The 4,455-nt window shown below is 44.9% G+C and carries 4 protein-coding genes and 1 pseudogene; 2 read left to right on the top strand and 3 right to left on the bottom strand.

Annotated features, from left to right (window positions below):
* Window positions 1-231: 231 nt before the first annotated feature.
* Both V2H45_RS25190 and V2H45_RS25185 read right to left on the bottom strand, forming a co-directional pair.
* Window positions 232-648 carry a type II toxin-antitoxin system VapC family toxin gene (locus tag V2H45_RS25190; protein ID WP_330486447.1) on the bottom strand — a complete coding sequence of 139 codons (417 nt, stop codon included), beginning with the start codon at window positions 646-648 and terminating at the stop codon, window positions 232-234.
* Entirely contained in the window at window positions 641-880 is a 240-nt protein-coding gene (locus tag V2H45_RS25185; RefSeq protein WP_330486446.1) for a hypothetical protein, read from the bottom strand. Before V2H45_RS25185 ends, V2H45_RS25190 begins: the two co-directional genes overlap by 8 nt.
* 338 nt (window positions 881-1,218) lie before the next feature.
* Here V2H45_RS25185 and V2H45_RS25180 point away from each other — a divergent pair, with 338 nt between their 5' ends.
* Window positions 1,219-3,456 carry an NADP-dependent isocitrate dehydrogenase gene (locus V2H45_RS25180; protein ID WP_330486445.1) on the top strand — a complete coding sequence of 746 codons (2,238 nt, stop codon included), beginning with the start codon at window positions 1,219-1,221 and terminating at the stop codon, window positions 3,454-3,456.
* A gap of 184 nt (window positions 3,457-3,640) precedes the next feature.
* Here V2H45_RS25180 and V2H45_RS25175 read toward each other — a convergent pair whose 3' ends face one another.
* Complete coding sequence (locus V2H45_RS25175) at window positions 3,641-4,066, bottom strand: M10 family metallopeptidase C-terminal domain-containing protein (RefSeq protein ID WP_330486444.1); 426 nt, start codon at window positions 4,064-4,066, stop codon at window positions 3,641-3,643.
* 64 nt (window positions 4,067-4,130) lie between these two features.
* Between V2H45_RS25175 and tnpA the strand changes: the two are divergent.
* Window positions 4,131-4,391: pseudogene (tnpA, locus tag V2H45_RS25170) on the top strand (IS200/IS605 family transposase); the annotation flags it as partial.
* Between the last annotated feature and the right edge of the window lie 64 nt (window positions 4,392-4,455).

The raw sequence follows: 4,455 nt of genomic DNA, 5'->3' as shown, positions 1-4,455 counted from the left end.
TACGAAGTATTCTTTGCTTCATCAGACCCCGTTGCATTTCATTCTTGAATTGGCGGGTTTATACAGCAATTTATGGATCAAACCTCCTTACTTACGATCTATATGGTTTGCGATCGCCATCCCCAAAAAACATTTGAAATTATTCGTATTTTGGAATAGCGATCACTTTCAGGAGATGAATTGTTGATGTGATCGCCCCCAACACAAACAATCACATCAAAACAGCGATCACTATTTCAATAAACGAATAAATCCTGCTTGTTCAAAATGATGATCGCTTGTCAGAGATTCAGGAATTTTGCGTTCTTGCATGACAATGAAACTAGAACAGTCAACTAGACTCCATTCTTTATCTGGTCTGTTGATTAAGAGTTCCCATGCTTTTGTATCGATCTCTTTGCTGATATGGATAACTTCTACATAGGGAGAAGTTTTTAGACTTTGGATAAAGGTGATCGCTTTTGGTCTAGGTATGCGAAGTGGGCTAGAAAGTAGAGCAACAAGCTCTGTAACGATATAGCTTGTAGTGATGATTTTGTGTTTTTGAGAACGCGCATTTTGATATGTCGTCGCGCTGAGAGAGTGAAAAGGCTGACTGATATCTATCAGATTTGCCCAGCCTGATGTATCGATAAATAGCTCAGACATTATGGGTTTCTAGTAATTCTTGTCCAAGATAGCGATCGTGATTTGCGCCCCAATCGGGAATGTCGCTCTGGAAAGCGCCGATAAATTCTTCTAAAGGATCGTCAGCAAAGGCTTGTATAGTCTGTCCCAGTAATTTAGTGATTAGTTCTTGTGGGGATTGTCCTGCTTTTGCAGCGGCTTTTTGCAAAGGCTCGTAAATATTTTGTGGTAGCTCTAGAGTTATTGTGGTCATGGTTTTAGCCAAAGTAGCCTTTAGTATTCATTTTAGCAGATCGCCCATAATCTCTATCACAAAGCGATTGCCTCAATCATCCATACTTTCACCACACAAGCTATCACTTTCAGCAACCTTTTAGAAAATATATCGTTGAAGCGATCGCCTAAAAATCACGACTCACGGTTATAGCAATCGCTTTTAGAGGATAGATTGTTGGTGCGATCGCCGATAAGCCTCAGTATTTTGGGATTTGTTACAGGGCTAATTTGTGGATAAAACCGATACGAATCAGTTTAACTAAGCCATGTATCATCTAAGCTGTAATAGATCCGCAAGAAATCCGCCCAATCGACATGAGCAATCAAACCTCAAAAATCACCTATACCTTTACCGATGAAGTTCCAGCCCTAGCCACCTATTCCCTATTACCCATTGTTCAAGCTTTTACGCAGGCGGCAGATATTGAGGTTGAACTCAAAGATATTTCTCTTGCAGGGCGGATTATTGCTAATTTTCCTGAATATTTAACCGAATCGCAGCGTCAACCTGATGCCCTTGCCAGACTGGGAGACTTGGCAAAATCACCCAGCGCCTATATCATCAAGCTCCCCAATATTAGTGCTTCCCTGCCGCAGTTAACAGCAGCGATCGCTGAGTTACAAGCCAAGGGTTACAACATCCCCAACTATCCTGCCGATCCCCAAACTGACGAAGAGAAGGCGATTAAAACGAAATATTCTAAGGTGTTGGGCAGTGCTGTTAATCCTGTATTGCGCGAAGGCAATAGCGATCGCCGCGTCGCATCAGCCGTCAAAGAATTTGCCCAAAAGCATCCTCACTCCGTTGGCGCATGGACAAAGGATTCTAAAACCCATGTGGCGCATATGACTGAAGGCGATTTCTACGGTAGCGAGAAATCGGTGGTAATTCCCAAAGCAGGTGTAGTCAAGATTGAACTAACCAAAGCCGATGGTTCCACTCAAGTTCTCAAGGAAAAAACTACTGTACTGGAAGGCGAAGTCATTGATGCTGCGGTGATGAGTGTCAAGGCTCTGCGAGATTTTTACGCTGAGGAAATTGCCAAGGCAAAGGCAGAGGATATCTTGCTGTCTCTCCATGTCAAGGCGACGATGATGAAGATCTCTGACCCGATTCTATTTGGTCATGCGGTGACGGTCTATTATCAAGATGTATTTACCAAATATGCCGATATCTTCGCAAAACTGGGAATCAAGCCGAATAACGGTTTAGGCGATGTTTACGCCAAAATTGAATCTTTACCTGCTGAACAAAAAGAAGCGATCGCCGCAGATTTGCAAGCGGTTTATGAAAAGCAGCCGCGTCTGGCGATGGTCAACTCCGATAAGGGGATTACCAATTTGCACGTTCCCAGCGATGTGATTATTGACGCATCCATGGCGGCAACCATTCGTACTTCTGGCAAAATGTGGGGTGCAGATGGCAAGGCTTACGACACCAAGGCAATGATTCCCGATCGCTCCTATGCCACGATTTATCAAGCCTGTATCGAATATTGTCAGGAAAACGGAGCCTTTGATGTCACCACAATGGGCAATGTCGCCAATGTGGGCTTAATGGCTCAGCAAGCTGAAGAATACGGCTCCCACGATAAGACCTTTGAGATTTCTGATGATGGCGTAGTGCGCGTTATGGATGAAACAGGGGCTGTTCTAATTGAGCATCCTGTTGCTAAGGGTGACATCTGGCGGATGTGTCAAACCAAGGACTTGCCGATTCAAGATTGGGTCAAACTTGCTGTCAATCGTGCTAGAGCGACAGGAAATCCGACGATTTTTTGGCTAGACGAACATCGCGCCCATGATGCGAATCTGATTACCAAGGTCAAGACCTATTTGCCAGACCATGACACCGCAGGGCTAGATATTCAGATTATGTCACCTGTGGCGGCAATGAAATTTACCTGCGAACAAATTAAAGCAGGCAAAAATGCGATCTCCGTGACTGGCAACGTCTTGCGGGATTATCTCACGGATTTATTCCCAATTCTCGAACTCGGTACTAGTGCCAAAATGCTCTCGATCGTGCCATTGCTCGCGGGTGGTGGACTGTTTGAAACGGGTGCGGGTGGCTCTGCTCCGAAACACGTTCAGCAGTTTCTGGAAGAAGGTCATTTACGTTGGGACTCCCTCGGAGAATTTTTAGCGATCGCGGTTACGCTCGAAGACCTCGGACGCAAAACCAACAATGAGAACGCAACGATCTTGGCAAAAGCCCTAGATCGAGCCAACAGTCTCTATCTCAACAACGATAAATCACCCTCCCGCAAGATCGGCGGTATTGATAATCGCGGCAGTCATTTTTATATCGCGCTTTACTGGGCGCAGGCTCTAGCAGAACAGAGTCAGAATTTGGAATTGAAGTCAAAATTTGCCCAGTTGGCGCAAGTCTTGACAGACAAAGAAAGCCAAATTCTTCTGGAATTGAGCGCCGCTCAAGGTCAATCCGTAGATATCGGCGGCTATTATTTCGCCGATCCCGATCAAGCTAGCCAAGCAATGCGCCCTAGCCAGACGCTAAATGAGTCGATTCATGCGCTCCATTCATACTAAGTTCGACAATTAATGCCAAAACAACAAATGGCGTAGCCATTTGTTGTTTTTAACACCCTTAATGGGCAATAAATCATTACTTGTTTAGCGCTACCTAGCCAAGCGGCGCTAAGGGATTTGCCCGAAAATACTATACCAATAAGCTCAACGTTGGTTGAGCAAAGTCGAAGCTAACGTTGGAACTTTAAGTTATGGCAAATCCCTGACCTACCAAGTTGTGGCTCTCACTTGTTCGGAAGTGTAAGAAAGTGAGCGTGCAAACAATCGAATTAAGCACTCCTTTGAGGTTAATGGCATCACCAGCACCAAAGTCAAGAATGCTATCTCCAGCTTCGTTGATATTGTTGAACTGGAAGGTATCGTTACCCGTGCTGCCCACTAAGACATCTTTGCCTTTACCGCCGATTAGGGTGTCATTACCCGCACCACCCGAAATATACTCATTCGCATCGGTTCCCAATAACGTATCGCTCCAGCTAAACCCAAAGAGATATTGAGAACTTTGAGCAGCAGTAGGATTGCTAGCGTAGCTAATCAGCGCATTGCCCATATCCGTCAATCTCCAATCTTTACTTGCCGCCATGACGCGATCGAGGGAATCGGCAACCACTTCTACACCTTTAATCTCTGCGGGTCAATTCCTCGCCGCTCTGCGGTGTAAAATGTAGGAATGAGTGAGTACATCCATCCATAAAAGACCTAACGTAACGGTTTTGCTTTACCATTTGGTGTTTCCAGCAAAGTATAGAAAGGCTATATTCGACGAGAATGTTGATGAAGTCTCACGAGAAGCGTGTCTAGAGATCGAAAAGCGTTACGAGGTCAAATTTGTGGAGATAGGAGCAGACAAAGATCATGTGCATTTTTTAGAGCAATCAGTACCGAGCTACAGTGTGACCAAACTTGTGACAATGATCAAAAGCCTAACCGCGCGTGCTGATTGACTGAGAGAGTGTTTGAGAAGTTAAGCAAGACGTTTTAGGAGGATTTGAATCATCC

The sequence above is a fragment of the Tumidithrix elongata BACA0141 genome (assembly GCF_036349135.1).
In the GTDB taxonomy this organism is placed as follows: domain Bacteria; phylum Cyanobacteriota; class Cyanobacteriia; order Pseudanabaenales; family Pseudanabaenaceae; genus Tumidithrix; species Tumidithrix elongata.
The sequence above is the reverse complement of the archived record's forward strand: the minus strand, read 5'-3'. Positions and strand labels throughout refer to the sequence as shown.